A 26599-nucleotide genomic window follows, 5' to 3' on the forward strand; every position below is an offset into this window, starting at 1 on the left:
TTTTTAATCAGAACCGGGCGTCCAGCCATGCCTTCAGGCTGGCAAACACGGGCTCGGCGTCCAGCTCGTTGAATATCTCGTGATAGAGATCATCGAAACACCGGGTCGTGAGCGCGCGGGCAGCGCCGTTGCTGGCCGCCGCCTCGGCAAACGCCCGGCTACCCGCGGGGCTGACTAGTTTGTCGCTACCGGCATACATGAGCAGCGTCGGGGTGCTCCAAGTCGATGCGGCGGCCACGGTGGCAGGGCCTGCGGTCGCAATGAACTTCGCCAGCCTGGCCGAGATCTTTGCGTGCACCAGTGGGTCGGCTTGGTACTTCCGGACCACCTCCGGGTCGTGAGAAATGTATTCAGGATTCAAACCGTTGCTGACGCGCAAATTGGGTGCCACAGCGGGCAGGGTAGCCAGCAACAGCTTTTGAACCCTGTTGAGACCCGGGTCCAGCGCCGGCGAGGACATGACAAGTCCCTCCACGGGGCGAATCTTCAGCGAGACAAACCGACCGACCACGAGGCCCCCCAGGCTATGGCCCAGCAAGATCAGCGGCAGCGGGACAGCCTCACCTGCCGCAACCGGGCCACGCGGCAAGCGCAACGCGCGATCGCGTGTGTCATCCACCACCTCCGCCAGGTCCTCCAGCAACTGGGCATCGCCGGCCAAACCACCCCGTACGCCACCCGATTCACCGTGGCCACGCTGGTCATACGCTCGCACCGCAAAGCCCCAGTCGAGCAACTGACGCGCCACATGGTCATAGCGACTCGCATGTTCTCCCAGTCCGTGAACAATCAGCACCACCCCCCGCGGCGGCAAATCGCTGTCCCGCTGCCAGGCCTGCGCAGGCCACTCATACAGGGCCAGGTTTTCCCCATCCCTTGCCGTAAAGGGCGCCAGCACAGGTTTGTTCATGTCGTGATCCGATTGGGCTTGCATCATGGCATTTTGGCGATGACAGCGGCCACGGCCGCAGTGAGTTTCTTGGCGTAGGGCACGTGCAAAAATTCATTCGGCCCGTGCGCATTGCTGCGGGGACCCAGCACGCCACACACCATCATTTGCGCCTTCGGAAAGCCCTTGCTCAACATGTTCATCAACGGGATGGTTCCGCCCTGACCGATGGTCCCGCAGGGTGCGCCAAAAAAACTTTGCGAGGCGTCGTTGAGCGCGTTTTCAAACCAGGGCACTGTGCTGGGAGCATTCCAGCCGGTGGCGCCGCCATTGCTTTCAAACGTGACTTTGGCCTGGTACGGTGCGTTGTCTTCAAGCAGGGTTTTAAGCTCTTGCACGGCCGCGCTGGCATCTATCAGCGGCGGAAAACGCAGCGAGAGCTTGAAGGCGGTGTACGGGCGCAGCACATTGCCCGCATCCTGCAGCGCAGGGAAGCCTTCAGCACCCGTCACGCTCAGCGTGGGGCGCCAGGTGCGGTTCAGCAGCGCCTCTACCGGATCGGTGGTGGTGGGCAGGGCGAAGGTGTTGGCGCCCTCACAGTCGTAGTGCGCCCACGGAAAGCGCTTGTAGATCTCATCGCCAAGGATTTTCGCGGTGGCCTTGGCCTGCAAAAGCCGGTCAGCCGGAATCTCGCAGTGAAGGCTCTGCGGCAGCAGGCGGCCGGTTTTGCTGTCTTCAAGCCGGTCCAGCACCTGCCGCAGGATCCGAAAGCTGGACGGCACCAGGCCGCTGGCGTCGCCCGAATGCACGCCCTCGGTGAGGATTTCAACTTTCAGCACGCCGGCTGCATTTCCGCGCAGGCTGGTCGTCAGCCACAACTGGTCGTAGTTGCCGGCGCCTGAGTCCAGACACACCACCAGACCCACATCGCCCAGCCGCTGGCGCAAAGCGTCAACATAAGGCAGCAGGTCATACGAGCCACTTTCCTCGCAGGTTTCCACCAGGCCAACGATGCGGGGATGCGGCACGTTTTGAGCCTTCAGGGCCTGAATCGCTGCGATGCTGGCATACACCGCGTAACCGTCATCAGCCCCACCGCGGCCAAACAGCTTGCCATCTTCGTATTTGGGCGTCCACGGACCCAGGTCGCTGCGCCAGCCGTTGAACTCGGGCTGCTTGTCCAGGTGGCCGTACATCAAGACTGTTTCTGTGGAGTCGCTTTTGGTGGCGGGCACTTCAAAAAACAGCACCGGCGTGCGACCCTCTAGGCGCACGACTTCCAGCGTAAGCCTTTCAACTTTCTGTGCCTCCACCCAGCTGGCGGCATTGCGCATGACGGTGTCGATATACCCGTGACTGGCCCAATCCTTGTCGAATGTCGGTGACTTGCACGGGATGGTGATGTAGTCGGAGATTTGTTTCACGATGTCACCGTCCCACTGCGCATTCACTTGCGACAGGGCGGCATCGGCGTTCAGGATTCCGGCAGGAATTTCGCGGTGCAGAGGGGCGTTCATAGGGACTCCGGAGGGTGAGCCGACGGACAAACCGCCGGACTGTGCGTACTGTACTCGTGCCCGCCAGCCGCCACCAGCCCAAAACCGAAGGAAGGTGGCAAGCCAGGCCTTTTTCTGCAACCATGGTGACACGCAAAACACTGTGAAGGAGCGTGTGCTTGAAAAGCATCGAAATGATGAACCCGGGTATTCGCGTTGGTATAGGCGGCTGGACCTACGCGCCCTGGCGCGACAACTTTTACCCGGCGGGCCTTGTGCACAGCAAAGAGCTGGGCTACGCCAGCCGGCAGCTGACGGCCATTGAAGTCAACGGCACCTACTACAGCACCTTCAAGCCACCCACTTTTGCGAAGTGGCGCGCCGAGACCCCTGACGACTTTGTCTTTTCGCTCAAAGCCAACCGCTTTGCGACCAACCGCCGCGAATTGGCCGGAGCTGGGGAGTCCATTACGCGTTTTGTGGACAGCGGCATCGAAGAGCTGGGGGACAAACTGGGCCCCCTCGTCTGGCAATTCATGCCGAGCAAAATATTTGAAGCCGAAGACTTTGAAGCCTTTTTGGCACTGTTGCCCAAAAAAGCCGGTAGCCGCAAATTGCGGCACGTGCTCGATGTACGCCATCCCAGCTTTATGTCGGGAGCGTATTTGAAGTTGGCCCGCAAGTACCAATGCGCCACTGTTTTTTGCGACTCGGACGACTATCCTTCGTTTGCAGATCAGACTTCCGATTTTGTTTACGTACGGCTGATGCGCAGTCAGGCGCGCCTCAAAAGCGGCTACGCGCCCAAGGCGCTGGACGAATGGGCCGAGACCGCGCGTCTCTGGGCAAGCGGTGGTGAGCCGCCCGAGCTGCCCCGCGTGTCTGCGCTGCCTACTGCCGGCAAACCCCGCGACGTCTTTGTGTTTTTCATCAACGGCGCCAAAGAGCGGGCGCCCGCCGCCGCCATGGCTTTGTTGCAGCGGCTGGGTTTCAAGGCGGCTGCAGATAAGGCTTGAGCCAGCCCAGACCGGTCGAGGTACCGCCTGGTTCACCGCCGTTTAGCGGCCGGTACTCGCAGCCTATCCAGCCCGGGTACTGCAGCTCGTCAATCACTGAAAACAGATAGGCGTAGTTGAGCTCACCCATGTCGGGCTCGTGCCTCCCGGGCGCACCGGCAATCTGGAGGTGACTCACATTGCCGGTGGGCAGGTACTTGCGCAGTTTCATGGCCACATCGCCCTCCACGATCTGGCAGTGGTACAGGTCCATCTGCACTTTGAGGTGAGGCGAACCCACCTCCGCCAGGATCTCATGGGCATGATCCTGCCGGTTCAAAAAGAAGCGCGGAATGTCCCGCGTGTTGATGGGCTCGATCAGGACGTCCACGCCAACCCGCGCGGCTTGATTGGCGGCAAAGCGCAAATTGTCCAGATAGGTGGTCTGCGCCGCCTCCCGTGTCATGCCCTCGGGCACCTGGCCGGCCATCACATGAATGCGGGGACAGGCCAGCACCTCTGCATAGGTCAGCGCCAATGCCAGACCCGCACGAAATTCATCCTCACGCCCGGCCACGCACGCGGTGCCTTTCTCGCCAGCGTTCCAGGCCGAGTCAATGCTGGCTGAATCCACCCCGCCCGGCGGCGCGTTAAACAGCACCTGCTGCAAGCCATGGGCTTTCAATCGGACCGCGAGTTCCTGCGCGGGCCAGTTGTAAGGGGAGAGGTATTCCACAGCCTTGAACCCGTCCTGGGCCGCAGCTTCAAAGCGGTCCAGGAAAGGCAAATCGGTGTACATCAAACTGATGTTGGCGGCAAACTGGGGCATGGCAGGTTCAAAGGGTGGTCTGGCGTTTATCAGGGGAGCTTGTATCCGGGCCAGGCACACTGCGGCACTCCCAAAATATCCTGGCCGTGCACTGCCTGCAGATCTGCGGGTCAAGCTTGGGAAAGATTGTTGCGATGGCGCTGCGCTTGTCGGCAAACTGGTGATCGGGGCCCAGCAAGCGGGTGAAGCCTGTGGTCTGCCACATCTGAATCACCTCGGGGCGCGGACGATGAAAGTAAAGATCTCCCCCCAATGCACGCCGTGCAGTCACCTCGTCCTCCCAGAGCTCTGCCCCGGCCAGATCGATGAAGTTCATGCTTTTGCCCATGACCAGCAGATGCTTCTGCGGGTCATGCATGTGACGCAGTGCATGCAGGGTATCAGCCACGTGCTGCGTGGCGCCGAAATAAACCTCGCCTTCCATGCGCAGCAGCTTGAGCTGAGGACATTCGGGCAGTGGATGCGAAGCGTCGGCAAGAACCACAAACTGCCGGTCTGGCTGTTCGCTGTCAAAGCCCATGCTGCGCATCGCCGGCTTTGACGTGCGGTACAGAAAAGACATCAGCGACAGCAAGGTGCCCAGCAAAATCGCCATCTCGAGCCGGATCGTGACCGTGGCCACCATCGTGGCCAGTGCAACGCCAAACTCCGTGCGGCTCAAGTTGAAGAGTTGTTTCCAGCGCTTCAGGTCCAGCAGCGAGGCCGCCACCAGCACCAGTAACGCAGCCAAGGCAGCCATGGGAATCTGCGCCAGCAAGGACGAGCTGACCGCCACGAGTGCCAGCAGCAACAACGCCGAAAAAACCGAGGCCAGCGGTGTGCGCGCACCCGCCTCCAGATTCGGCATGGAGCGGTTCATGGAGCCGCAGGACACGTAGGACGAAAAAAAGCCGCCCACGATGTTGGAGAGGCCTTGGCCGCGGAACTCCCTGTTGGCATCAATGCGCTGGCCAGACCTTTCCGCCACCGCCTTGGCAATCGAAATCGCCTGGCCCAGCGCGACGATGGTCAGCGCAAACGCCAGGCCCAGCAGCTCGGGGAGCGACGACCAGCTGATCTGCGGTATCGCAAATTTGGGCCAGGGCGTTGCGATCTGACCCACCATGCGCAGGGCAGCGCCGCCGTCGTTTGCATATCGGTTCCAAACCCAGCCCACCGCCGTAGCCACCACGAGGCCTGCAAGCATAAAAGGCCAGTTTGATCTCCAGCGCCGCATGAGCAAAGCCACCGCCATCGTCGCCCCCGCCACAACCAGCGCTGAAGGTTGTACGGCGGCAAGTTGTGAAGCGACATGCGCGAGCACGGCAAGGGCACCGCGCGCAGATGGGGCTGACAGCCCGAGCAGGTCCGGCAGCGCGTACGCCGCGATCAGCACAGCGGCGCCCGAGGTAAAGCCGAACAAGGCCGCCGGGGAAATGAAGTTGGCCAAGGTCCCAAGGCGCAAGGTTCCGATCAGCCACTGCATAACGCCCACCAGCACCGTCACTGCCAGGGCCAGCTGGATGTAGGCCGGACTGAAGGCCAGGGCCAGGGGAGAAAGCATCGCGAACAAGGCCAGCGAGTTGGCGTTGGTGGGCCCAGAGACGACATGCCAACTGGAGCCAAACATCGCAGCAATGATGGCGGGAATAATGGCGGTGTACAGGCCGTACTCTGGCGGCAAGCCAGCCAGCGTCGCAAACGCAATGCCCTGCGGGAGAACCAGCACCGCGCCCAGCAAGCCGGCCAGCAAGTCAGCGCGCAGGGTAAGCGGCGATACGGTGCGCACCCAGCTGCCAAACAGGCGCTCCAGCAGATTCGGCATTGCCGCAGCTCCGGTTTTTTCTGGGTGCCCTTGCATGGGCCTGAGCATAACGCGGCCTGCTTGTGCCGCGCCGCAGCAGCCTTAAGCCAGCCCCGCCCAGCGGAGCAACAGACCCGCCAACGCGCTCGCAGCAATCACCGGGATGACACCCACCTTGAAGCGCAGCAGCGCAATTGCCGCCGCCACCATGAGCAACACGGAAGGCCACTCCACATTGGCCGGAAAACTGGCCGCTGTTCCTGTTTTAAAAGCGATATGCGCTATAAAAAACAGAGCAAGACTGGCGATGACGCCGACCACGGCCGCAGTGATCGCAGCCAGCGGCGCGGTGAAATGCAACTTGCCGTGGGTCGATTCCACCACCGGCCCGCCGGCCAGAATGAAAATGAAGGAGGGCAAAAAGGTGAACCAGGTCACGAGGCTCGCGGCCAGTGCAGCGCCGAGAAAAAGGGCGTCAGGCCCCAGCACTTCTTTGGTCCACCCGCCTACAAAACCCACAAAGGCCACCACCATGATCAGCGGCCCCGGTGTGGTTTCGCCCAGCGCAAGCCCGTCAATCATTTGCGGACCCGTGAGCCAGCCAAACTGTTCAACCGCGCCCTGGTAGACGTACGGCAACACAGCGTAGGCACCCCCAAAAGTCAGAAGCGCTGCCTTGGTGAAAAACCAGCTCATCTGGCTCAAGGCGCCACTCCAGCCCTGCCACGCCACCAGCGCCCCCATGGGCAACAACCAGAGCATCGCGCCCACCGCGAGCACCTTGGCCAGCCGCGATTTTTTGAAGCGCGCGTGCTCGGGTGTCGGCGTATCGTCGTCAATAAGCGCAGCGCCATAAGCCGCGGCGGCTGCACCGTGCGCCCCACCGGCTGCAAACTGCCCAGGCGCGTACTTCGCACAGAGCACGCCCGTCAGCGCGGCGGCCAGCACGACCCACGGAAAAGGCACGTTCAAAATAGCAATCGCGATGAAGCTGGCGAGAGCCACCACCCAGGGTAATGGCGTTTTTATGGGCGTCTTTAACGCCTTGCTGCCGATGCGGTGAACCGCCTGCAGCACAATCGCGGCCACGGCGGGTTTGATGCCGTAAAACAATCCGGCGACCAAAGTCACGTCGCCAAACGCCACATAAATCCAGCTCAGCGCGATGAGGATAAACAGCGAGGGCAGCACAAACAACACGCCAGCCACCACGCCGCCCCAGGTGCGGTGCATCAGCCATCCAATGTAAGTGGCCAGTTGTTGCGCCTCGGGTCCCGGCAGCAACATGCAATAGTTCAGCGCATGCAGAAACCGCTTCTCCGAAATCCAGCGTTTTTGCTCAACCAGCTCACGGTGCATGATGGAAATCTGGCCCGCCGGACCGCCAAAGCTGATGAAGCCGAGGCGGAGCCAGAAGCGCAAGGCCTCGCGAAACGAAACGGTCACCGGTTTGACACTGGGGCTCGATGTCATCAAACGACTCCTGCCTGTACTGGCTCTACCGAACGCCAGTTGTGGGTTTCTGCCGGCTTGCCCTGCCACCCCGCCGCCACCACGCTTTGGCACCAGGCATACAGCGCGTCATACAAAGGCATCGCAGCCTCCAACATGGCGTGGTCGTCCTTGTGCAGTTGCGACAGACCGAGGGACAGCGCCAGCAAACCCGCGGCTTCCGGCGCCAGACCATGCTGATCAGTGTCTGCACCACGGACAATGCGCGCCAGTCGGTCCAACGCGGCGTCTTGCAGGCCAAATGCCGCCATCAACACATGAAAACTGCAGCGATCGCCCTCGTGCGAGATCGGTGCGCCCGGAATGTCATACGCCACGGCTCCCAGACGCTTGGCCTGGCTCATGACCTCTGCGGTCGGCACGTAAAAAAATTCGGCGCGTGTGTCAATAAACCGGCGTACCAGCCAGGGGCATGCGACACGGTCAATCTTGGGCCGCTCGCGCGTGATCCATTTCGACGGACGCTCACCCGTCACACCCAGGTCCGGTCGCTTGGCGATCACGGGCGGGCGTTGCACGCGCCACTGGGCGATGTCCTTGGCAGCATCGACGCCGTCTTCGCCGCCCTCCATGCCGCCAGCCACTGCACGCGCATTCCAGCCTGCAGCGCGCAGGGTTGCCGCAGCGCCTGCGCTCACATGGTGTCCGTACACGCAGTAAACCACCACCTCGCGGGGTGACTGACTCGCCGCAAACTCGGCAACCATGCCCGGTGCGCAACGCTGCGCGCCAGCCATCAGGTACTTGCTATCCAGAAATTTTTTGTCGGGCCGCACGTCAAGCAGCAGCGGGGCGTCTGCGCGACCCAGGCGGGAAGCAAGCTCGTCAGGTCTGCAAAACGGAACGGAAAGGTTTGAGGTGTCCACGGAAAACTCCAAGTCGGTTGCCAGCGCTTGGACGGGACACCGTCTATCTATGAAGATTCGGGAGGCTGAAATCCCGATGCCTGAATCTTATCAGCAGAGAACGCCAGGGCCGAAAACGGCGCAGAACGGCGCTAATCGCGCTGAAACTTGAACACGGCCCGACTGGCTCGTGCATTGGGCCAGAAGCGGATTTCACGGCCATCCTGCAAACCAAAGGTGTCCAGAATCTTCAGGTGATTCTGCTGCGCGAGCGCTTCGAAATCCTGTAGCGTACCGACGCGGATATTCGGCGTGTCGTACCACTGGTAGGGCAGCACCTTGGTCACCGGCATGCGCCCGCGCATCACGGCCAGCCGGTTGGGCCAGTGGCCGAAGTTGGGAAAGGCCACGATGCCAATACGCCCGACCCGCGCGGTTTCGCGCAGCATGACCTCGACGTTGCGCAGGTGCTGCAGCGTGTCAATTTGCAGCACAACGTCAAAGCTCTCATCGGCGAACATCGCCAGGCCTTCTTCAAGGTTGAGCTGTATCACATTGACGCCTCTGGCCACGCAGGCATGGACGTTGGTATCGTCGATCTCCACGCCGTAGCCGGTGCACCCGCGCTCGCGGATCAGATGCGCCAGCAGCGCGCCATCGCCGCAGCCCAGGTCCAGCACGCGCGAACCATGGGGCACCAGACGCGCAATGGACAGCTGGTCAGCAGAGGGCTGTTCGTCAGTCTTCAGCATGCGGCCACCTTGCTCTGAAAATAGGAGCGCACCACATCCATGTAACGTGGGTCATCAAGCAAAAAGGCATCATGCCCATGGGGCGCATCGATCTCGGCATAACTCACGTCGCGCTGATTATCGAGAAGGGCCTTGACGATCTCGCGGCTCCGGGTCGGCGAAAACCGCCAGTCGGTGGTGAAGCTGACCAGCAAAAATTTGGCCGTCGCTTTCGCCAGCGCCCGCGAAAGGTCACCCCCAAAAGCGTGGGCCGGATCAAAATAGTCGAGCGCTCGTGTGATCAGCAAATAGGTATTGGCGTCAAAGTATTCGCTGAACTTGTCACCCTGATAACGCAAGTAACTTTCGATCTGGAACTCGACTTCCTGGGTGGAAAATTTGTAACCGCTCGCATGCGCCTGTACAGATTCGCGGAGTTGGCGACCAAACTTTTCGTTCATCACATCGTCACTGAGATAGGTGATATGCCCAATCATGCGGGCAATGCGCAGACCGCGTTGCGGCAGCACGCCGTGCCGGCCATAGTGGCCGCCGTGAAAATCCGGGTCTGTCACGATGGCGCGACGCGCGACCTCGTTGAATGCAATGTTTTCGGCAGTCAGGTTGGGTGCGCTCGCCACCACCACCGCATGGCGTACGCGGTCCGGGTACTGCAGCGTCCAGCTCAGGGCCTGCATGCCACCCAGGCTGCCGCCCATCACCGCTGCCAAGGTCTGAATGCCCAGCGCATCCATGAGCCTGGCCTGTGCATCCACCCAGTCCTGCACGGTCACCACAGGGAAGTCGGCGCCGTAAATTTCACCGGTGTCGGGATTGATCTGCATGGGCCCGGTGGAACCGAAACAGGAGCCCAGGTTGTTCACGCCGATGACGAAGAACTGGTTGGTGTCGACCGACTTGCCGGGTCCGATCATGGTGTCCCACCAGCCCTCGGATTTTTCGATCACGGCGCCCTGGGCGTCGAGGTAGCTGCCGGCAACGTGATGCGAAGCGTTTAGCGCGTGGCAGATCAGCACCGCATTGGATTTGTCTGCATTGAGCGTTCCGTAGGTCTCGTAACTCAGGTCATAGGCACGGATGGCCGCACCGCTTTGCAGTGGCAAGGCGTCAGCGAAATGCATGGACTGTGGCGTGGCAACAAGCGTCAAGATTACGGCCCGAAAAAAAGAAAACCCGGCATCGCTAAAAGCGAGTCCGGGTGATGGAGTTCGTCTTTAGCTGTACTTTTAAAGCGCCCGCAAGCTGGCAAATCGGCGCTAAATAAGTATACCCCCAGGGGGGCCGCTGCGCCTGCGGCCTGGCAGAGCCAGATCCGCGGCACCTGCTTGACTAGAAAGCCAAGCCCCTAGGTCCCGTTAAACCTCGATCACTAACGCCGCCACACCGAGCCCCGCAAAAATAAGCGCCGATACAACATGCACAACACGCAGCGGTACCAGTCGCGTGACACGCTCGCCCAGCCAAACCACGGGAGCGTTGGCGAGCATCATGCCCAGCGTGGTGCCCGCAACCACTGCAAACCAGGCCTCGTATCTTGCTGCCAGCATCACCGTGGCGATCTGGGTTTTGTCGCCCATTTCCGCCAGAAAAAAGAGTAGGGCGGTGGTGCCGAAAACGCCAAAGCGCGGCGCTTGTCGCTCTGCAGCATCGCTGTCCAGTTTGTCCGGAATCAGCATCCAGATGGCCATCGCGAGGAAGGTGGCACCCAAAATCCAGCGCAGGGTTTGCGGGCTGATCAGCGCAGTGAGCCATGCGCCCAAGGCCCCAGCCAGGGCGTGGTTGGCGAGGGTGGCAACAAAGATGCCGCACACGATGGGCCAGGGCTTGCGAAAACGTGCGGCCAGTACGAGGGCCAGCAATTGCGTCTTGTCACCCATTTCGGCGAGGGTAACGATGCCCGTTGATACGAGAAAAGCTTGCATAAAAAAACCCCCGGCCGAATACCCATGACTGCACGGCATCCCCGGCCTGAATCGGAGGCTATGCAGTCAAAGGTCTCGCGAAGCTTCAGGCAAATTTTGAAACCGCTTGCGCCATGTCCAGCGTCACAACAGAGGACAGGCCGGACAAGTGTGGTGACGCAGGCCCCTTGCAAAAGTGCAGGGTGGCTACACCCCCATGACAAGGCTCAGTCTAGCCGGTCGCCACCAATGAAACATTGCGCCGGATCAAATTCCATTATGGTGCGCACTTAACTGGCGCGCTTATTGCTTGCTTTTGGTGCCTTTCGAAAACATTCCGGGTTTTCGCACCAAATTCAACATTTTTATTGATGAGGGACTTATGGACGCACTAAAACAGGGCTCAGATGCCTTGTTCATCCTGCTGGGCGGGATCATGGTTCTGGCCATGCACGCCGGTTTCGCATTTCTTGAGCTCGGCACCGTCCGCAAAAAGAATCAGGTCAACGCGCTGGTCAAAATCCTCGTGGATTTTTCTGTCTCCACCGTGGTGTATTTCGTCATCGGCTACGGCGTGGCCTATGGCACCAGCTTTTTCGTAGGGGCAGAGCAATTGGCCGCGAAGAATGGTTACGAGCTGGTCAAGTTCTTCTTTTTGCTGACCTTTGCCGCTGCCATTCCGGCCATCATCTCGGGCGGCATCGCCGAACGCGCGCGGTTTTACCCGCAACTGGTGGCCACGGCTGTGATCGTCGGCGTGGTTTACCCACTGTTTGAGGGCGTGGTGTGGAACCAGCGCTTTGGGGTGCAAGCCTGGATTGCTTCTGTGGCCGGCGCCGAGTTTCACGACTTTGCCGGCTCTGTCGTGGTCCATGCGGTTGGCGGCTGGCTGGCATTGCCTGCCGTGATTTTGCTGGGCGCGCGCAGCAACCGCTACCGCAAGGATGGCGGCATCTCGGCGCACCCGCCTTCCAGCATTCCCTTCCTGGCCCTGGGCGCATGGATTTTGACCGTAGGCTGGTTTGGCTTCAATGTCATGAGCGCCCAGACCATCGACAAAATCTCCGGCCTGGTGGCGGTCAACTCCTTGATGGCTATGGTTGGCGGCACGCTGGTGGCGCTGGCGCTGGGCAAAAACGACCCCGGCTTTGTGCACAACGGCCCGCTGGCCGGGCTGGTGGCCGTGTGCGCGGGGTCTGACCTGATGCATCCGCTGGGCGCGCTGGCTACCGGCGGCGTCGCGGGGGCGGTCTTCGTGCTGATGTTCACACTCACCCAAAACCGCTGGAAGATTGACGACGTGCTGGGCGTCTGGCCGCTGCACGGGCTGTGCGGCGCCTGGGGCGGTGTGGCTGCGGGCATCTTTGGCACCAAGGCCTTCGGCGGGCTTGGCGGCGTGACCCTGGGCGCGCAGCTCATCGGCACAGCCATGGGCGTTGCCTGGGCTTTGCTGGCTGGCGTGGCGGTCTACGGAATTCTCAAAGCCACCGTGGGCCTGCGCATGACCCAGGAAGAAGAATACGAAGGGGCCGACCTGTCGATTCACCGCATCGGATCGACGCCAGACCGCGAAGTTAATTGGTAGGTTTTCCGTCCGAAGTTAACAAAAGCCCGGCACTGCCCGGGCTTTTGTTTTTGAGGTGGCAAATAAATCGTCCGATGATGTCGATTCAGTCTTGTCCTGATCGTCGAAGAGATGAGCGGTAAATTCCCTGTTCGCTCACTCAACAAGACACACGGAGACCATATGCCCGGCCCCACAACCCCCACCATCACGGCTTTTGAACGCTCGCCCGATCGCGGCAGGGGGCTGGCGCGTGACATGCGCGTTCGCTGGGCGCTTGAGGAGGTGGGACAAGCTTATGACGTCCGCCTTGTCTCTTTCAGCACGATGAAAGAGCCCGCCCACCTGGCCCTTCATCCTTTCGGACAGATCCCCACGTACGAAGAAGGCGATCTTGCGCTCTTCGAGTCCGGAGCCATCGTGTTCCATATCGCAGAGCGCCACGCCGGCTTGCTGCCTGCTGATGCGAATGCCCGCGCACGCGCCATCACGTGGATGTTTGCCGCGCTGAATACGGTGGAGCCGCCCATCGTCGAGCGCAGCATGGCCACCATCCTGGATCGCGACAAGCCCTGGTATGCAGAGCGTTTGCCTGTCCTCAAGGAGCGCGTCCAGGTTCGGCTGGGCGAACTTTCGAGGCGGCTCGGCAATGCCGACTGGCTAGACGATGCTTTCAGCGCCGCGGATCTGCTGATGGTGACGGTTCTACGAAGGTTGGACGGATCAGGGTTGCTGGAGAAATACCCCAACCTGGCTGGCTATGTGGCCCGCGGCGAAGCGCGTCCAGCCTACCAACGGGCCTTCGCTGCGCAACTGGCGGTTTTCAAAGCGGCACTGCCGGCCACTTGATGACGCCGGGAATTGCTATCTTATTTATAGCTGACTTCGCCCGTGGTTACTGGGCAAACGGCTGATTTCGCTCTCAACATTCGGTCAGGAACGCCTGAGTCGGGGCGAAATCCATCGGTCCAGCGTCCACGGGCCCAGTCCGTAAATCGCCAGAGCAGCAAGCAGCGAGCCCCAGAAGATATGCTGCTGCAAGGCAGCGGGCGCTATCTCGCTGAGTGAGATCACAGCAACTATATTGACCACAAAAAGTCCGAGAGCGGAAAAGCGACCGCCCAGTCCCAGCACGAGCATGACCGGTAGCACCAGCTCACCGGCTGTGCCCATGAAGGCAGCCGCGGAAGGGGACAACAAAGGTACTTTGTATTCGTCAGTGAACAGCGCCACCGTGATTTCCCAGTCGCGCAGCTTGGTGAGGCCAGAGAGAAAAAACACCTGGGCAATGTAAAGCCGAGCCAGCAAGGCAGCCAGCGGCTGCAGGCAGTTCAAGGCGCGGGTCAGTTGGTCCCACGCACTCAATCCGCGCCCAAGCCACGCGGGTTGATGGTTTGTCATCCTTCTTCTCCTTTTGTTATTGGTATTGAACGTGCTCCGCAGATCAGCCCGTTGCGAACGGCGTCGCCCAGCCAGCCGCTGAAATCGAAAGGAAGAGCTTCGCTTTGTATGAAGGTCGGCGTTGCGTCGGTCGCCTCAAGAGCCTGAAGCAGGGACTGTCCGGCCATGAGCTGGCGCAGCACCATGTATTCGCCAGTCGAGACCGCTCGGGTGCAGGGTTTAAAGCCCTGGCGCCAAACCAATGCCTTTTCCGCGTGAGCCTCCTGCAGAAGTTGCCCGGCATGCGCCAAGGTGGGGCTGCCCAGCAGATGAGCATTGACAACGCTGACAACGGGATAGCCGCTGGCCAGCAATGCCACGCCAGCACCCAAGGTTAGTGTCACCAGGGCGGGGTCGGCTGAGGTCAGCAGAGCGAAGGACGCAAGGTCGGCATCAACATCGGCAGCGCTGGCCGCCTGATGCATCAGCCACTCCAGCCGCGCCACATCACCGAGGTAGGGGTTGTCAGAGAGTTGCAGCGCAGCGTCGATGAAGTCCGCCAGGCCATCACCCCAGCAAGCCATGTCACCACGCAGAGGCGGGTGCTCCGCCCAGAAATGCCGGGCCAGCATGGCAAAGCTTTCGTCGCCCATCAGCTGCGCCAGCACCGGGTAAGCGCCCAGCAAAACGCGCTCGGCCAGCGCCTGGCCGTTGGCCCGATAGGCCTGAAGACCACGCTGCCAAAGTTGCTCCTGTTGCGCACTGCCTCGCGCAAACAAGGGTGACAGAGGCGAATCATCGCCAGCGCCCAACACCGCCTGCAGCAGGGCTAGTTGTTCGGGGGAGTTTGAGACCTGCTGACTCATGTCATCGCTACATCGGCAGGCGCTGACACGACAGCTCGGGCCCGGCACGCTTCATCGAGCAAAACCTGCAAGGACGGAATGTCCGTGTCCCACTCGATCAGAGCCGGAATGCCGCCGAACTGATGCTGGGCATGGCGGTAAATCTGCCATACCGAATCACAAACCAGACTTCCATGGTCATCGATCACGATGTCGCCGCAATCCTGATGCCCGGCCAGATGCAACTCTGTAACCGCCTCTGGGGAGATCTGGTTCAGCCAGTCCATACAGGCTCGCACGGGGTCCGCTCCGCCACCGGCAAGCCGGTCATTTAGCGCGTTGACGTAAATATTGTTGACGTCGATCAGCAGCTGGCAGCCGGTACGTTTGACCAACTCGGAAAGAAACGCTGTCTCGCTCATGGCCGAGCTGTTAAAGCTCACATAGGCTGACAGGTTCTCGACCAGCAGGGGGCGCTTGAGCCGCTCCTGCACCTGCTGCACATTGGCGCACAACACGTCGAGTGAACGCTGGTGAAAAGGGATGGGCAGCAGATCACCCGCATGAACCGTCGCGCCGCGGAAAGGGCCGCGCGCAAAACACGCGTGGTCTGAGACGCGGACCGGCTCAATGCGCTCAACCAGCCCTGCAAGCCTGTCCAGATGCCAAGGGTCCACACCGGCAGCAGATCCAAGTGCGAGGCCCACGCCGTGCAGGCTGACATCGTAGGTCCGTCGCGCCTGCTGCAGCAGCGCCAAGGCAGCGCCACCCTGTCCAAAAAAATTCTCCGAGTGGACTTCAATAAAGTCCAGCTCGGGCTTTGACTCAAGCAGCCCCTCGTAGTGGGGATGCCGCCATCCAATGCCAGTGACGTAAGAGCTTGAATGCGCCATGGGAGTTTTACGGTCTATCGTCGACGAGTTGCCGCGAGACACCCGAATGACTCATTCAAAAGTGGCTTCAGCTCTTTTTGTCGGTCATGGTTTTGGCCTTCGCCTTGGCCGCATCAGCTGTCAAGCCTTTCATGCCCGCGCAAGTACCTTTGGCCACATATTTCCACTCGGTAACGTCGTCGTTGACTTTGGACTGCCCGGCACAGGAATGGCTGCCGCTCAGATTGGCGCAGTCGTTCTGGCCCGCTTTCGCAATGCCGTAGCATTTTTCTTTGTCCTGGGCAACGGCAGGCGTTGCAACCAGCATGGTGGACAGCAGGGAGGCTGCAGCAGCAGCGATCATGGCGCGTTGGTTCATTTTGAAAATCTCCAGAGGGTTTAACGGTGTGAAAGGTCCAACCAGTGCAGAAGTCTTCTGTCTGGCTGAGGGTTAGTCAGGCAGTCTTCGCTTTTCTTACAGGTTTCAGCTTACACAAAAATATTCTGCTCATTGCTAGGGCCCATATGACCAACGGGTCTCGGTCTCTTAACGCGCAAGTTAACCGCGCTTGTCAGGTGACGGGGTGCGCAGGGCTGGGCTAGACTGCGCGACATGCCGTCATACGAAGACCAGCTTGTTGAACACCGCATGTATCTCATGCGCTTTGCAAGACTGCAGCTCCGCAACGAAGCGTGGGCTGAAGATGTGGTGTCCGAAACCTTGCTCGCCGCCCTGGCCAAGCCTCAGGCCTTTGCCAACCGATCGCAACTTAAAACCTGGCTGATCGGAATTCTGAAACACAAAGTCATCGACATGATTCGCAGCAACGCGCGCGAAGTGGCCATGCCGGACCATGGGGCAGACAATGAAGCTGATGAGCTCGACAGGATTGCCTTTAAAGCCGACGGCCATTTTGCGGATTCGCCGGGCAACTGGGGCGATCCACATCAGACGCTGCAGCAACGCCAATTTTTTGAGGTGCTCGACGCCTGCATGGAGCGGATGCCGGCCGGACTGGGCCGCCTCTTTCTGATGCGTGAATGGCTGGAGCTTTCCTGCGAAGAAGTATGTAAGGAACTCTCGCTGACGCCGACCAATCTGTATGTCCAGCTTCATCGTGCGCGCCTGCGCTTGCGCGAGTGTCTCAATATTCACTGGTTCCGCAGTACCAGCTAGAGTTGCCCCATGAGCTTGCAAATCCCGCTGAGGCGCACATGCAAAGAAGCCGCCGCCCTTTTAGTGGCGCGGGAGGACCGTGCGTTGAGTCTCCCAGACGCCGTGGCGCTGAAATTGCACCTCATGGCGTGCAGAAGCTGTCCAGAGTTTGAAAACCAGATGCTCACCATGCGCCTGGCTATGGACCGCTGGCGTCAAGACCTGAATGCCGCCGACACTGTTGAGCCCAGGCTTTGAGGCGTCCGGAATGGTTGGCCTTGGTTGCTGTCCCATCCCGGCACTTGTGGCTTTGTGTAAAACAATCGAATGCATGCATCCCGTCGATCGGAGACGCTTGATGCGCCGAAACTTGGCGCGGACGGAATGCAAGTGTGCACGAACTTAACGGTTTGCGTATTCCGAGCGTCATTCAGTTCGTGTCTCTGCCAGACACAGCCCGGATATTGAAATGCCAATAACAAGGCCAGCCAAGGCTTGCAGACTCAAAATGCTCCGTGAGCCAAGGCGGACGGGCATGTGACAGGCCTAGGTGTAAACGATGCTTGCTTGTGCTAAGCGTATCTGACGCATAATATGCGGGTGTGGATCACATCCACACAGGTTTGGTGATCGGTCAGTTTCGCGCGCTACAGCGGTACGTTTTAGATTTGTTGTGCTTTCGGGACCCCATCGCTTTTGTTATTGTGTTTTAGAGGAGTCCCTTAATGGGCAACAAACTTTACGTCGGCAACCTGCCGTATTCCGTCCGCGACGAAGACTTGCAACAATCTTTTGGCCAGTTTGGCGCTGTTACCAGCGCTAAAGTCATGATGGAGCGCGACACCGGTCGCTCCAAAGGCTTTGGCTTTGTGGAAATGGGCAGCGATGCTGAAGCTCAAGCCGCAATTACCGGCATGAACGGCCAGCCTCTGGGCGGCCGCAGCGTTGTCGTCAACGAAGCACGTCCAATGGAAGCTCGTCCTCCACGTAGCGGCGGCGGCTTCGGCGGCGGCGGTGGTGGCGGCTACGGTGGTGGTGGCGGCGGTGGTTACGGCGGCGGTGGTGGCGGCGGTGGCCGTTCCGGCGGCGGCGGTAGCGACGGCGGTTTCCGCAGTCCTTACGGCGGCGGTGGTAGCGGCGGTGGCCGTTCCGGCGGCGGCGGTGGTGGTGGACGCGGCGGCTACTAAGCCCTCGTAACCCGGCTTTATTGCCAGCGTTTCAGACCCGTCTGAGACGCTTCAAAGGCTCCAGAATCCAGGATTCAGGAGCCTTTTTGCTTTTCCGGTCCAGAAATTTGACGGTGCTTGCGCGGCCTGCCAGCCAATGCCCGGTCAAACCAGGCATTCGGCAACAAGCGAAGCAGCTTGGCCACGACCCCCATTTGCCAAGGGATCACCCGGTAACTGGCTCCAGATTCAATCGCTGCAAACGCCTTGTTCGCAAACGCGTCCGGCTGCATTAAAAAGGGCATGGCATATCGATTCTGCTGCGTCAGTGGCGTGTCGATATAACCCGGGCTGAGGGTGACGACTTTCACGCCTGTGGACCGCAGCTCACCGCGCAAACTTTCGCAATAACTGATCACTGCAGCCTTGCTTGACGAATAAGCGCCATGGCCCGGCAAGCCGCGAATGCCGGCCACACTGCCAATGCCTACCAGGGCGCCCGAGCCGCGCTCCGCCATCGCGTCGATGAAAGGGTGAAAAGTGGCGGCGAGGCCAATGTTGTTGGTGGCATATGTTTGTGCCATCACGTCAATATCGCCACGCACCGCCGTGTCCATGCCTATGCTGATACCCGCGTTGGCAATAACGACGTCAGGCACCCCTTGCGCCGCTATGCACGCCTTGCCAGCAGCAGTGATGCTGTCCACGTCAGACACATCCGCACTGTAGATTTTGAAGGTGGCGGCATCAACGCCGTGCGACAAAGCCCACGCCTGAATTTCGGCGGTGCGACGTGCCGCAAGGGCAAGGTGATAGCCCGCCTGATAAAACCGCAGGGCGAGCGCCTGGCCGATTCCGCTGGAGGCGCCGGTAATGAAAACGAGTTTTGGCATGAGGCGCTTATTGGCGGAGTGTCAGGGTGCCGCTTTACGCGGCACCAGAATACTTTTGACGCGCCCCTGAAGATCAGCCACCCGGTCGAGATTGGTGAAGGCAAACGTATCGCCTTCAAACTGGTCGCTGCCGCGGTTGACAACTACAGGCAAATGCGATTTCACGCGCTCTTCGTTCACGTAGATGTGAAGAAACTCCCCGCGAAACTGCAGACGGGGGATTTCCTTCCCGTCAACATCCTTGAAAGCCTCTCTCACCACCAGCGCATTGCCGATCAATTGAACCTCTGAACCATCGCCGTTGCTCAAGGCCTTGTCTCCAGTTGATGTGGTCAGGCGCCCTTCAAGGCTGTAGCTGCGGATCACCGCGCGGTCGATTTCCAGCGTGTCGGTGTCCGGATAGTGGCGTAGCTCCGCTCCTGAAACATCGCTTTTCAGCTGGCCCGCCTCATCGAAGGTCTTGATGCCAAATTTGCGCATGTAGTAATCAGGCTCAGCCGACACTGCGCGGCGCGCCTCTGGCACGAGTGAGGTGGGCGTGTTTCTCACCAGCCAATAGGTTCCCAGCGCAAGCAGGCCCATCAACAGCACAGGGATGTAAATCGCAGTGCGCTCCCACACGCGCGAGGCGTTGTCCAGCATGCGGCGCCAGTCCAGATCCATAGCCTGCCGCGGCCACCAGCGCGTGGCGGCGCTCATTGGGCGTACTCCTGAAGAAGTGTCACGTATCGGCCGCTGGCAACCAGCAGCAGGTCGCAGAGCTCACGCACCGCGCCATTACCGCCAGTGGCCTGTGTTACGTAAGTCGCCACAGCCTTGACCTCGGCATGCGCATTCGCCGGCGCACAGCTGAAGGCAACGCGGCGCATGACCGGCAAGTCTGGCCAGTCGTCACCCATAAAAGCCGCGGCGTCCCAGTCCAGCCCAAGCTCCTTCAGTGTTTTCTCAGCCGCTGGACGCTTGTCTTCCGTACCAAAGTGGCAATGAACAATGCCCAGCGCTTGCAGACGCGCACGCAACACAACGCTGTCTCGACCCGTGATCACGGCTGGCGTGATTCCGGCTTTTTGCAGCATCTTCAGACCGTGGCCGTCCAGTGAATTGAATCGCTTGATTGTTTCCCCCGCCAGCGCAGACGCTCCTTGCCCGTCGTGTGACTGGCGTTCGGCAAAATACAACCCGCCATCGGTCAGCACGCCATCCACGTCAAAAAAGGCGACCTTTACGCCCTGCGCCAACAGCAGCAACTGCGGCGGAAAATTCAAAGCGGGAGTGATCGCGCCCGGCGTCAAGGTTGAAACGTCCATCAGATGACTTTGGCGCGCAATAAATCGTTGCTGTTGAGTGCGCCGCACAGTGCGCCGCTTTCGTCAACCACCAGCACGCTGGTGATGCGGTATTGCTCCATCAGCGCCACGGCTTCCACCGCCAGCGCATCTGCCCGCAAGGTACGCGGGTTGGGGTGCATCACATCCGCGGCCGTACTGGCGCGCAGATCCACTCCTTTTTCAATCAGCCGGCGCAAATCGCCGTCGGTGAAAATTCCCAGCACACGGCGCTGATCGTCAACCACCGCAGAGGCACCCAGACCCTTGCTACTCATCTCGCGCATCAGGCCGGTGAAGCCCGTCTGCAGCGTGACGGCTGGAACGGCATCACCTATACGCATCACGTCATTCAGATGGGTCAGCAGCTTGCGGCCCAGCGCGCCACCAGGGTGGGAGCGGGCAAAGTCCTCTTCCTTGAAACCGCGTGCATCGAGTAAAGCAACCGCAAGTGCATCGCCCAGCGCTAGTTGCGCCGTTGTGCTCGCTGTGGGCGCCAGGTTAAGGGGACAGGCCTCCTGCGCCACGCTGCTGTTGAGTGTCACATTGCTGCACTCGGCCAAGGTCGAAGCAGGCTCACCCGTGATGGCCACCAAAGGTACCGCCTGACGACGCAACGCTGGCAGCAAGGCCGTCAACTCCTTGCTTTCGCCGCTGTTGGATATCGCCAGCACCACATCCGATGGAGTGATCATGCCCAGATCGCCATGGCTGGCTTCTGCAGGATGAACAAACATGGCAGGGGTGCCGGTTGAGGCGAGCGTGGCCGCGATCTTGCGGCCGATGTGCCCGCTTTTACCCATGCCCATCACCACCACGCGGCCGCTGCATTTCAGAATGAGCTTTACCGCCTGAGCGAATTCCGGACCGACCCGCTCCCGCAAACCGAGGATGGCTGCCGCCTCTATTTCAAAGGTCCTGTGGGCCAGGGCCAATGCGTGCGCGGGGTCAAACGTCTCGGGTTCAAAGCTCATGCCCGCATTCTATAGAGGCGGGTGCCTGCCAGAAGAGGCAAAAAGCAATGCCCATCAGCTACCATCGACGCATGACCGCGCTGGAACTCACGCTGCTGTATCTGCTGGCCGCCGTGCTGGGCGTGGTTGCATGCCGCTCGCTGAAGTTGCCCCCCATGCTCGGCTACCTTGTGGTGGGCGTGGTCATTGGGCCCAACGCGCTCGCACTGGCGCAAAACTCGGACGGTGTGCGCCACCTCGGCGAGTTCGGCGTGGTCTTCCTGATGTTTGTCATCGGGCTTGAGTTCAACCTCCCCAAACTTCGCTCGATGCGGCGCCACGTGTTTGGTCTGGGGCTTCTGCAGGTGGTGTCCACCATTGTGTTGGCCACCTTCGGGTCGCTGTTTCTGGCCGCGCTCGCGCCTACCCTCTGGAACATGCCGTGGCAGGCTGCGCTGGCGCTGTCCGGAGCCATTGCCATGAGCAGTACAGCAGTGGTGGTCAAGCTGCTGTCCGAGCGGCTGGAACTCGAGTCCGAGCACGGCAAGCGTGTGATGGGCGTGCTGCTGTTTCAGGACTTGGCTGTGGTGCCGCTTCTCGTGCTGATTCCCGCGCTAGGCTCTTCGCCCGACAAGCTCTTCATGGCGCTGGCCCTCGCCGGGCTCAAGGCCGCCGTGCTGGTGGGTTTGCTGCTGGCCGGTGGCCAGCGTGTGATGCGCTGGTGGCTCACGATTGTTGCGCGGCGAAAAAGTGAAGAGCTTTTTGTGCTCAACCTTTTGCTCGTGACCCTGGCGCTTGCCTGGCTGACGGAACTGGCGGGCCTGAGCCTGGCACTGGGCGCTTTTATCGCCGGCATGCTGATCTCGGAAACGGAATACAAGCACCAGGTGGAGACGGACATTCGTCCGTTTCATGATGTGTTGCTCGGCCTCTTCTTCATCAGCATCGGGATGCTGCTCGACTGGCGGCTGGTCCTTGAGCGCTGGCCCATGGTGCTGCTGCTGCTGACCTTGCCGGTCTTGTTCAAGCTGGTTTTGGTAACCGTGCTGGCCAAAGCGCTGGGGGGCACGGCCGGTGTCTCACTGCGCACCGGGCTTTACCTGGCGCAGGCTGGCGAATTCGGTTTTGTGCTGCTGACCCTGGCGCAGAAAAACAGCCTGGTCCCGCCAGACCTGCTCAACCCCATTCTGGCCAGCATGGTGCTATCCATGCTCGCTACGCCCTTCATCATCATGTTCAGCAACCGCATCGTGATGCGCCTGGTCAGCAGCGAATGGCTGCAGCAGTCTTTGCAAATGACCTCGATTGCCCGCAAGTCCATCAACGTCAACAAACACGTGATCATTTGCGGCTATGGCCGTTGCGGGCAAAACATGGGGCGCATGCTCGACGGCGAAGGCATCCCTTACATGGCTCTGGACCTTGACCCTGATCGGGTCCGACAAGCCGCCGCCGCTGGCGACTCGGTTGTGTTTGGCGACGCGGTTCGCCTGCAGGCCCTGATGGCAGCGGGTCTGGCACGCGCCAGCGCTGTAGTGGTCACTTATCTTGACACCGCCAGCGCCTTAAAGGTGCTGGCAAACATTCGGGCTCATGCGCCGACTGTTCCGGTGATTGTCCGCACCGTGGACGACCATGATCTGGAAAAGCTGCAGGCTGCGGGAGCGACCGAGGTGGTGCCCGAAGCGATTGAGGGCAGCCTGATGCTGGCGAGCCATGCGCTGGCGCTGGTGGGCGTTCCCATGCGGCGCGTGATCCGGCTGGTGCAGGATCAGCGAGACGCGCGGTACAACCTGCTGCGTGGCTACTTTCACGGTGCCGACGACAACACTGTTCGCGAGGTGGACCAGGAGCGGCTCTCGACCATCACCCTGCCGGCGGGCAGTCGAAGCGGCGGTCAAACCCTGGGTGCCTTGTCCTTGCAGGACATTGCGGTACGCGTCGTCGGTTTGCGGCGCAGCAACGGCAAAACCTCAAGCCCCGACCTGCAAACTTTACTGGCCGACGGCGACACGCTGGTGCTGTCCGGCAAACCCGAGGCGCTTGCGGTGGCTGAGGAAATGCTGCTGCGTGGAGCGACCGGCAAGCCCGGGCTGGCATAAACGGGCCCAGCTGCGCCCGGCAGAAAGCTATCAAATGCATAGCGCGCTTCGCCCGTTAATCAAGGGCAAAATGCCGATTTGTTTATGTGCTGCGCCCGCATGTTTTGCGGCGCGCGAGATTCAGATCACCAACCGTACACGCAGTCAGTTGAGATCACCGTATTGCGTCGCGCTCAAGGCTGGCATGACAGCCGGGGAGTCGGGCATCTCAGTGTCCTCAAACCCGGTCAGCAAAGTGTAGGAGCGGGGGCCGCTCCGACTGGCCGGTTCCTTGACTGGCACCATCGCTTTTTCCGGCGATACAGCCCCAAGCGCTGCCGCAGCGGCAACCGCTTGCTTAAACGCAGCGACTTCATCGGCCTGGATCGGCTCATACCTTGACGGTGCTGGCGCCTGGGTAGTGGCGGCTTCGGGTTCGGGTGGAACGGTGCTGTGCACTTCCGCGTCAGACTCCGTAAACACCGGGCGTGCCCGGCTGAGTCCGGGCGCTGATGCTGCCGCGGCAGCAACGGCAGCGGGCCGCGCCACGGAGACCATCTCATTCATGCGCCAGTACACCGCTGTCACCCGGATGTTGTAACGCTGCTTGGCGCTTTGAGCGATCATGACTTCGATTTCAGTCAGCCGCTCCATCTGGTCACCAAACTCTTGTGCCAGATCCATCATGACCATGAACTGCTCGCCGCGTGGGTCCAGCGACAACACCTTGAACTTGTAGCTTGCCGACAGCACGCCGGCGCGAATCATGGCCTCCCGCACGGCCACATACAGCTGCTCGCGCCTGGCATGGCGATGCGACTTGCGCTCACTGGGCCGGTCTCCGTTGGCCGCCGTCCCTGCAGATGGGGTACTCACCGGCGGCATGGACACCGCCGGTTTTGCGCGAACGCCGGGGGCGGGGCGCGTGCGGTCGTCGCGGCTCAGCCCCGAGCTGTCTTCCTTGACAGCGACGGGGGAACCAGAGAACCAGCTAAAGAGTGACATGGATGGGTACCTGTTGAGATGATGGCTGCCTGGCAACGATCGATGAAAAGAGGGTTGCGTAAACGCCGCGCTTACTGGGCAGTTTACTGAAACATGCCGGGGTTTTGGTCCTCAAACCCGGGCGCGTACCAGTGGCAGGATCGAATACCGACCCAAGCCTGCAATAAGTCACGTTTTTCGTGTTTCGAGAGCGCGCGTGGGCAAGCCTTTCCTGCGACTTTGCCAGCCGCCCGCTGGTGCCTGTCACGCCGGTATCGCACATGTTGCGTCGCCGGCCGGGCCGTCTCAGGTCACCGCCACCCGTTTGGGGCGGTTGTAAAAACGTTTGGCAAGCACGCCACCCAGAGCCATGCTCAACTCAAGCGCAATCGGGCTGTGACGGTTGGCCAGCTCCCTGAACCGCAACGCGGTCAGGCACCAGACCTTGCACGCGTTGGTGGCCTGTACCGAGGCGCTGCGCGGCAAGCGCGAGAAAAACGCCCCCTCGCCAATCACGGAGCCGGCGCCCACCATGGCCAGTCGAACCCGGCCTTTATCGTCTTCATAGTGAACACTCAGGGTTCCGCTTTCAACGAAATACAGCGTTTGATCGACCGCACCCTGTTCAATAAGCGTCTGGCCCTGCTGCATCGAAAAGGGCTGGATATACCCGCCCAAAACTTCCCACTGCTGCGGGCTCAGCTGGCAACGGAGGGCATCGCTCGCGTGGCTGTGTGCCATGGCCTGAACCAGGCTCTGGATGTCAAAACGCAGGGGGGACAGGAGTGGGGCGTTCATGGTGAACGGAAGATACCCTCCATGGCCTTGACACTGCAAGGGACGTTAACGCCCGCTTACACCTGATACATTGATTTCCGAGACGTACGGGACCGCTGCGGGGCCTACTTGCCGATGCAAAATTTGGAGAAAATTTCCCCCAACAAATCGTCGGGGGTGAACTGGCCGGTGATGCCGCTGAGTGCGTTTTGGGCTTGCCGCAAATCTTCCGCGAGCAAGTCTAAAGCTGGGATGTTCGCACCAAGTTGCGCCGACGCCTGTTTCAACCGGACATCCACATCGCGCAAGGCCAGCACATGGCGCTCCCGGGCCATGAACACGCCTTCTGGAGCCGCCTGCCAGCCCGCCAGCGCTAGGAGCCGTTGCCTCAGTTCCGGCAAACCGGCCCCCGTCTTGGCTGAGATCAACACGCCTGAAGCTGGCGCCAGGCCCGCCGCGGCCTCAACCGCATCCGCCTTGTTCCACACATCAATAACCGGCGTACTGGCGGGCAACTTTTGCTTGATGGCTGCCGCTATTTCTGCATCAGACGCGATGTAGTTGCTGGCAATCCGCACATCGTGCGGTGTCTGCTGACGCGTCAGATCGTGCAGAAACAGCACGGCATCCGCAGTTTGAATCTCCGTCCAGGCGCGTTCGATTCCGATTTTTTCAACCTGATCGATCTCCGGCAGCAAACTGTCACGCAGGCCAGCTGTATCCACCACATGCAGGGGTACACCGTCGATCTGAATCAGCTGAACGACCTTGTCGCGCGTGGTCCCTGCAACCGGCGTGACGATGGCCAATTCGGCACCAGCCAGCGCATTGAGCAGCGAGCTTTTGCCCGCGTTGGGCTGGCCAGCGATGACCACCTTGATGCCCTCACGCAGAATCGCGCCCTGGCTGGCCCGCTGCATCACCGCTGCAAGCGTTTCCTGCAGCCGCTTTAGTTGACCCTGAGCGTCTGCTTTTTGCAAAAAGTCGATGTCTTCCTCGGGGAAATCGAGCGTTGCCTCCACCAGCATGCGCAGGTGAATCAGCTTGTCCAGCAAAACATGAATTTCTTTGGAAAATTCGCCCGAAAGCGATCGCGCGGCGGAGCGCGCCGCTGTTTCCGTACTGGCGTCGATGAGGTCCGCAATGGCTTCGGCCTGCGCGAGATCCATTTTGTCGTTCAGAAACGCCCGCTCCGTGAATTCACCGGGCTGAGCCAGCCGCAGGCCCTGCACGCGAGGGCGCCCGGTGGCGACATCGTTCCCGGCTGCGGCTTGCAGGCAGCGCGCCAGCAACAGCTGCAATACCACTGGTCCGCCGTGTGCCTGCAGTTCCAGAACGTCCTCACCGGTATACGAATGCGGCGCAGGGAAAAAAATCGCCAGTCCCTGGTCTATGGGCTGGCCCGCGGCATCACGAAACGGGAGGTAAGTAGCCTGACGCGCGCTTAACGTGCGGCCACAAACGGCTATCACCAGTGGCGCCAAATCCTTGCCCGATACCCGCACAATACCCACGGCGCCACGCCCTGGTGCGGTGGCAATGGCAGCTATGGGGTCGTGGTGGCGGGGAAGCATGACCGCAATGGTAAAGGGCCGCAAAGC

General features: G+C 60.6%; 27 protein-coding genes and 1 riboswitch. Of the genes, 7 read left to right on the forward strand and 20 right to left on the reverse strand.

Going from position 1 to position 26599, the window contains the following annotated elements:
* Nucleotides 1-7: 7 nt before the first annotated feature.
* Nucleotides 8-934 carry a lysophospholipase gene (locus VE934_RS00860; protein ID WP_324883369.1) on the reverse strand — a complete coding sequence of 309 codons (927 nt, stop codon included), beginning with the start codon at nt 932-934 and terminating at the stop codon, nt 8-10.
* Entirely contained in the window at nt 934-2406 is a 1473-nt protein-coding gene (locus VE934_RS00865) for a M20 family metallopeptidase (RefSeq protein WP_324883371.1), read from the reverse strand. Before VE934_RS00865 ends, VE934_RS00860 begins: the two co-directional genes overlap by 1 nt.
* Before the next feature lie 173 nt (nt 2407-2579).
* Between VE934_RS00865 and VE934_RS00870 the strand changes: the two genes are divergently transcribed.
* Nucleotides 2580-3401: a DUF72 domain-containing protein gene (locus tag VE934_RS00870; RefSeq protein WP_324883688.1), complete on the forward strand. Its 822-nt coding sequence runs from the start codon at nt 2580-2582 to the stop codon at nt 3399-3401.
* On the opposite strand, the gene otnI is transcribed toward VE934_RS00870, so the two are convergent.
* From otnI to VE934_RS00905, 7 genes are all read right to left on the reverse strand, one after another.
* Nucleotides 3376-4209 (reverse strand): 2-oxo-tetronate isomerase, encoded by an 834-nt coding sequence (gene otnI, locus VE934_RS00875; RefSeq protein WP_324883373.1) that lies wholly within the window; start codon nt 4207-4209, stop codon nt 3376-3378. The genes VE934_RS00870 and otnI overlap by 26 nt on opposite strands.
* Before the next feature lie 7 nt (nt 4210-4216).
* Nucleotides 4217-6049 (reverse strand): SulP family inorganic anion transporter, encoded by a 1833-nt coding sequence (locus VE934_RS00880; RefSeq protein WP_414693788.1) that lies wholly within the window; start codon nt 6047-6049, stop codon nt 4217-4219.
* Between the two features lie 45 nt (nt 6050-6094).
* Nucleotides 6095-7465 carry a chromate efflux transporter gene (chrA, locus tag VE934_RS00885; protein WP_324883376.1) on the reverse strand — a complete coding sequence of 457 codons (1371 nt, stop codon included), beginning with the start codon at nt 7463-7465 and terminating at the stop codon, nt 6095-6097.
* Entirely contained in the window at nt 7465-8370 is a 906-nt protein-coding gene (locus VE934_RS00890; RefSeq protein ID WP_324883378.1) for a chromate resistance protein ChrB domain-containing protein, read from the reverse strand. The genes chrA and VE934_RS00890 overlap by 1 nt, the downstream gene beginning before the upstream one ends.
* 131 nt (nt 8371-8501) lie before the next feature.
* A complete protein-coding gene (gene metW / locus VE934_RS00895; protein ID WP_324883380.1) occupies nt 8502-9101 on the reverse strand; it encodes a methionine biosynthesis protein MetW in 600 nt (199 codons plus the stop codon).
* Nucleotides 9095-10249, reverse strand: a complete 1155-nt coding sequence (gene metX / locus VE934_RS00900) for a homoserine O-succinyltransferase MetX (protein ID WP_324883382.1) — start codon at nt 10247-10249, stop codon at nt 9095-9097. Before metX ends, metW begins: the two co-directional genes overlap by 7 nt.
* Nucleotides 10250-10456: 207 nt before the next feature.
* Nucleotides 10457-11023, reverse strand: coding sequence for a TMEM165/GDT1 family protein (locus VE934_RS00905; RefSeq protein WP_324883384.1), 567 nt, complete (start codon nt 11021-11023; stop codon nt 10457-10459).
* A gap of 80 nt (nt 11024-11103) precedes the next feature.
* Nucleotides 11104-11230: riboswitch (yybP-ykoY riboswitch) on the reverse strand.
* A 154-nt stretch (nt 11231-11384) separates the two neighbouring features.
* Between VE934_RS00905 and VE934_RS00910 the strand changes: the two genes are divergently transcribed.
* On the forward strand, nt 11385-12587 hold the full coding sequence (locus tag VE934_RS00910) for an ammonium transporter (protein ID WP_324883386.1): 1203 nt from the start codon (nt 11385-11387) through the stop codon (nt 12585-12587).
* A 162-nt stretch (nt 12588-12749) separates the two neighbouring features.
* A complete protein-coding gene (locus VE934_RS00915) occupies nt 12750-13415 on the forward strand; it encodes a glutathione S-transferase family protein (RefSeq protein ID WP_324883388.1) in 666 nt (221 codons plus the stop codon).
* A gap of 84 nt (nt 13416-13499) precedes the next feature.
* Here the strand turns inward: VE934_RS00915 and VE934_RS00920 are convergent, their stop codons facing one another.
* From VE934_RS00920 to VE934_RS00935, 4 genes are all read right to left on the reverse strand, one after another.
* Entirely contained in the window at nt 13500-13967 is a 468-nt protein-coding gene (locus VE934_RS00920; protein ID WP_324883390.1) for a DoxX family protein, read from the reverse strand.
* Nucleotides 13964-14812, reverse strand: a complete 849-nt coding sequence (locus VE934_RS00925) for a DNA-binding domain-containing protein (protein WP_324883392.1) — start codon at nt 14810-14812, stop codon at nt 13964-13966. Before VE934_RS00925 ends, VE934_RS00920 begins: the two co-directional genes overlap by 4 nt.
* A complete protein-coding gene (locus VE934_RS00930) occupies nt 14809-15684 on the reverse strand; it encodes a DUF692 domain-containing protein (RefSeq protein WP_324883394.1) in 876 nt (291 codons plus the stop codon). The genes VE934_RS00925 and VE934_RS00930 overlap by 4 nt, the downstream gene beginning before the upstream one ends.
* A gap of 67 nt (nt 15685-15751) precedes the next feature.
* Nucleotides 15752-16042 carry a DUF2282 domain-containing protein gene (locus tag VE934_RS00935; RefSeq protein ID WP_324883396.1) on the reverse strand — a complete coding sequence of 97 codons (291 nt, stop codon included), beginning with the start codon at nt 16040-16042 and terminating at the stop codon, nt 15752-15754.
* A gap of 234 nt (nt 16043-16276) precedes the next feature.
* Here VE934_RS00935 and VE934_RS00940 point away from each other — a divergent pair, with 234 nt between their 5' ends.
* The 3 genes from VE934_RS00940 (at nt 16277) to VE934_RS00950 (ending at nt 18006) form a co-directional block, all read left to right on the forward strand.
* On the forward strand, nt 16277-16840 hold the full coding sequence (locus VE934_RS00940; RefSeq protein ID WP_324883398.1) for a sigma-70 family RNA polymerase sigma factor: 564 nt from the start codon (nt 16277-16279) through the stop codon (nt 16838-16840).
* Between the two features lie 9 nt (nt 16841-16849).
* Nucleotides 16850-17077 (forward strand): zf-HC2 domain-containing protein, encoded by a 228-nt coding sequence (locus tag VE934_RS00945; RefSeq protein ID WP_324883400.1) that lies wholly within the window; start codon nt 16850-16852, stop codon nt 17075-17077.
* A 467-nt stretch (nt 17078-17544) separates the two neighbouring features.
* On the forward strand, nt 17545-18006 hold the full coding sequence (locus tag VE934_RS00950; protein ID WP_324883402.1) for an RNA-binding protein: 462 nt from the start codon (nt 17545-17547) through the stop codon (nt 18004-18006).
* A gap of 74 nt (nt 18007-18080) precedes the next feature.
* On the opposite strand, the gene VE934_RS00955 is transcribed toward VE934_RS00950, so the two are convergent.
* From VE934_RS00955 to VE934_RS00970, 4 genes are read right to left on the reverse strand one after another with little or no spacing between them, the layout of a single operon-like run.
* The gene (locus VE934_RS00955; protein ID WP_324883404.1) at nt 18081-18878 is read right to left on the reverse strand and encodes an SDR family oxidoreductase; all 798 of its coding nucleotides are present in this window, start codon (nt 18876-18878) and stop codon (nt 18081-18083) included.
* Between the two features lie 21 nt (nt 18879-18899).
* A complete protein-coding gene (lptC, locus tag VE934_RS00960) occupies nt 18900-19577 on the reverse strand; it encodes an LPS export ABC transporter periplasmic protein LptC (RefSeq protein ID WP_324883406.1) in 678 nt (225 codons plus the stop codon).
* A complete protein-coding gene (locus VE934_RS00965; RefSeq protein WP_324883408.1) occupies nt 19574-20185 on the reverse strand; it encodes a KdsC family phosphatase in 612 nt (203 codons plus the stop codon). Before VE934_RS00965 ends, lptC begins: the two co-directional genes overlap by 4 nt.
* Nucleotides 20185-21177, reverse strand: a complete 993-nt coding sequence (locus VE934_RS00970; RefSeq protein WP_324883410.1) for a KpsF/GutQ family sugar-phosphate isomerase — start codon at nt 21175-21177, stop codon at nt 20185-20187. The genes VE934_RS00965 and VE934_RS00970 overlap by 1 nt, the downstream gene beginning before the upstream one ends.
* A gap of 71 nt (nt 21178-21248) precedes the next feature.
* On the opposite strand from VE934_RS00970, the gene VE934_RS00975 reads away from it, so the two are divergent.
* Nucleotides 21249-23258 (forward strand): monovalent cation:proton antiporter-2 (CPA2) family protein, encoded by a 2010-nt coding sequence (locus VE934_RS00975; protein WP_324883690.1) that lies wholly within the window; start codon nt 21249-21251, stop codon nt 23256-23258.
* A 144-nt stretch (nt 23259-23402) separates the two neighbouring features.
* Here the strand turns inward: VE934_RS00975 and VE934_RS00980 are convergent, their stop codons facing one another.
* The 3 genes from VE934_RS00980 to mnmE form a co-directional block, all read right to left on the reverse strand.
* Nucleotides 23403-24242 carry a hypothetical protein gene (locus VE934_RS00980; protein ID WP_324883412.1) on the reverse strand — a complete coding sequence of 280 codons (840 nt, stop codon included), beginning with the start codon at nt 24240-24242 and terminating at the stop codon, nt 23403-23405.
* A 285-nt stretch (nt 24243-24527) separates the two neighbouring features.
* Nucleotides 24528-25019: a cyclic nucleotide-binding domain-containing protein gene (locus VE934_RS00985; RefSeq protein WP_324883414.1), complete on the reverse strand. Its 492-nt coding sequence runs from the start codon at nt 25017-25019 to the stop codon at nt 24528-24530.
* A gap of 104 nt (nt 25020-25123) precedes the next feature.
* Nucleotides 25124-26572: a tRNA uridine-5-carboxymethylaminomethyl(34) synthesis GTPase MnmE gene (mnmE, locus tag VE934_RS00990; protein ID WP_324883416.1), complete on the reverse strand. Its 1449-nt coding sequence runs from the start codon at nt 26570-26572 to the stop codon at nt 25124-25126.
* Nucleotides 26573-26599 lie beyond the last annotated feature (27 nt).

The organism is Polaromonas sp., assembly GCF_035638815.1.
Taxonomy (GTDB): domain Bacteria; phylum Pseudomonadota; class Gammaproteobacteria; order Burkholderiales; family Burkholderiaceae_C; genus Polaromonas.

What these genes read in the sequence shown, in the direction of transcription:
- VE934_RS00985 (WP_324883414.1), bottom strand. Translation starts at nt 25,019, where the DNA reads ATGAACGCCCCACTCCTGTCCCCCCTGCGTTTTGACATCCAGAGCCTG.
- VE934_RS00940 (WP_324883398.1), top strand. Translation starts at nt 16,277, where the DNA reads ATGCCGTCATACGAAGACCAGCTTGTTGAACACCGCATGTATCTCATG.
- VE934_RS00980 (WP_324883412.1), bottom strand. Translation starts at nt 24,242, where the DNA reads ATGTCACTCTTTAGCTGGTTCTCTGGTTCCCCCGTCGCTGTCAAGGAA.
- VE934_RS00880 (WP_414693788.1), bottom strand. Translation starts at nt 6,049, where the DNA reads ATGCAAGGGCACCCAGAAAAAACCGGAGCTGCGGCAATGCCGAATCTG.
- VE934_RS00955 (WP_324883404.1), bottom strand. Translation starts at nt 18,878, where the DNA reads ATGCCAAAACTCGTTTTCATTACCGGCGCCTCCAGCGGAATCGGCCAG.
- VE934_RS00915 (WP_324883388.1), top strand. Translation starts at nt 12,750, where the DNA reads ATGCCCGGCCCCACAACCCCCACCATCACGGCTTTTGAACGCTCGCCC.
- VE934_RS00970 (WP_324883410.1), bottom strand. Translation starts at nt 21,177, where the DNA reads ATGAGCTTTGAACCCGAGACGTTTGACCCCGCGCACGCATTGGCCCTG.
- VE934_RS00935 (WP_324883396.1), bottom strand. Translation starts at nt 16,042, where the DNA reads ATGAACCAACGCGCCATGATCGCTGCTGCTGCAGCCTCCCTGCTGTCC.
- VE934_RS00950 (WP_324883402.1), top strand. Translation starts at nt 17,545, where the DNA reads ATGGGCAACAAACTTTACGTCGGCAACCTGCCGTATTCCGTCCGCGAC.
- mnmE (WP_324883416.1), bottom strand. Translation starts at nt 26,572, where the DNA reads ATGCTTCCCCGCCACCACGACCCCATAGCTGCCATTGCCACCGCACCA.
- VE934_RS00860 (WP_324883369.1), bottom strand. Translation starts at nt 934, where the DNA reads ATGCAAGCCCAATCGGATCACGACATGAACAAACCTGTGCTGGCGCCC.
- VE934_RS00870 (WP_324883688.1), top strand. Translation starts at nt 2,580, where the DNA reads ATGATGAACCCGGGTATTCGCGTTGGTATAGGCGGCTGGACCTACGCG.
- otnI (WP_324883373.1), bottom strand. Translation starts at nt 4,209, where the DNA reads ATGCCCCAGTTTGCCGCCAACATCAGTTTGATGTACACCGATTTGCCT.
- VE934_RS00925 (WP_324883392.1), bottom strand. Translation starts at nt 14,812, where the DNA reads ATGAGTCAGCAGGTCTCAAACTCCCCCGAACAACTAGCCCTGCTGCAG.
- lptC (WP_324883406.1), bottom strand. Translation starts at nt 19,577, where the DNA reads ATGAGCGCCGCCACGCGCTGGTGGCCGCGGCAGGCTATGGATCTGGAC.
- VE934_RS00965 (WP_324883408.1), bottom strand. Translation starts at nt 20,185, where the DNA reads ATGGACGTTTCAACCTTGACGCCGGGCGCGATCACTCCCGCTTTGAAT.
- metW (WP_324883380.1), bottom strand. Translation starts at nt 9,101, where the DNA reads ATGCTGAAGACTGACGAACAGCCCTCTGCTGACCAGCTGTCCATTGCG.
- chrA (WP_324883376.1), bottom strand. Translation starts at nt 7,465, where the DNA reads ATGACATCGAGCCCCAGTGTCAAACCGGTGACCGTTTCGTTTCGCGAG.
- VE934_RS00945 (WP_324883400.1), top strand. Translation starts at nt 16,850, where the DNA reads ATGAGCTTGCAAATCCCGCTGAGGCGCACATGCAAAGAAGCCGCCGCC.
- VE934_RS00865 (WP_324883371.1), bottom strand. Translation starts at nt 2,406, where the DNA reads ATGAACGCCCCTCTGCACCGCGAAATTCCTGCCGGAATCCTGAACGCC.
- VE934_RS00930 (WP_324883394.1), bottom strand. Translation starts at nt 15,684, where the DNA reads ATGGCGCATTCAAGCTCTTACGTCACTGGCATTGGATGGCGGCATCCC.
- VE934_RS00910 (WP_324883386.1), top strand. Translation starts at nt 11,385, where the DNA reads ATGGACGCACTAAAACAGGGCTCAGATGCCTTGTTCATCCTGCTGGGC.
- VE934_RS00905 (WP_324883384.1), bottom strand. Translation starts at nt 11,023, where the DNA reads ATGCAAGCTTTTCTCGTATCAACGGGCATCGTTACCCTCGCCGAAATG.
- VE934_RS00975 (WP_324883690.1), top strand. Translation starts at nt 21,249, where the DNA reads ATGACCGCGCTGGAACTCACGCTGCTGTATCTGCTGGCCGCCGTGCTG.
- VE934_RS00920 (WP_324883390.1), bottom strand. Translation starts at nt 13,967, where the DNA reads ATGACAAACCATCAACCCGCGTGGCTTGGGCGCGGATTGAGTGCGTGG.